Source organism: Pseudodesulfovibrio pelocollis (assembly GCF_030282845.1).
Lineage (GTDB): Bacteria > Desulfobacterota > Desulfovibrionia > Desulfovibrionales > Desulfovibrionaceae > Pseudodesulfovibrio > Pseudodesulfovibrio pelocollis.
Map to the genome: position 1 here is coordinate 1 of NZ_JASTWE010000114.1, position 782 is coordinate 782.

Sequence of the window (782 nt, forward strand, 5' to 3'; positions counted from 1 at the left end):
CACCCAGGAGCAACGTTTGGAAGTTATGGCCTTGGCCTGCACCACCCCCGTGGACGGAAGCAATGCCTGGAGCGTCCGAAAGATCGCTGAAGCGACTGGCTTGGGCGTGGGCTCGGTCCACAGAATCCTCAACTCCGGCGACCTGAAACCTCACAAGGTCAAATACTGGTGCGGAAAGAGTCCGGACCCGGAGTTTGCGGAAAAGCAGGCGGCCATCATCGGACTGTACATGAACCCGCCCGAAAATGCTTTGGTGCTGTGCGTCGACGAGAAATCTCAGATTCAGGCACTTGATCGCACCCAACCGCTTTTGCCGATGCAGGTGGGTGAGCCCAAGCGCATGACGGCCACCTACAAACGCCACGGCACAGCGTGTCTTCTTGCCGCACTTGCCGTACACGAAGGAACGGTGGATGGGCGGTGCGTTGAAAGCACAAACCATACGGAGTTTCTCAACTTTTTGAAGCACATCTACCGGAAGTATCCTGGCAAGGAACTGCATGTCATTGCCGACAATCTCAGTGCGCACAAGCACAGTGCAGTGATGGAGTGGGTTGCGAAACGCCGTCGATTGCACCTGCACTTTACGCCGACCTATTCCTCCTGGTTGAATCAGATAGAAATATGGTTCAACATCTTCTCCCGTGATGTGATCAAGGGCGGCATCTGGCGGTCTAAATCCGCGCTTGTGAAGCAAATTATGAAGTATATCAAGCATTACAATGAAGAGCGAGCGCACCCGTTTAAATGGACCTACGAAGGGAAGCCCTTGAAGGCTTAAT

General features: G+C 54.0%; 1 protein-coding gene. It reads left to right on the forward strand.

All coding sequences use genetic code 11. From position 1 onward, the window contains the following. Positions 1 to 781: IS630 family transposase (locus QQS14_RS16425; RefSeq protein WP_285908099.1), on the forward strand; the 781-nt coding region annotated here is incomplete at its 5' end. Position 782: the final 1 nt, after the last annotated feature.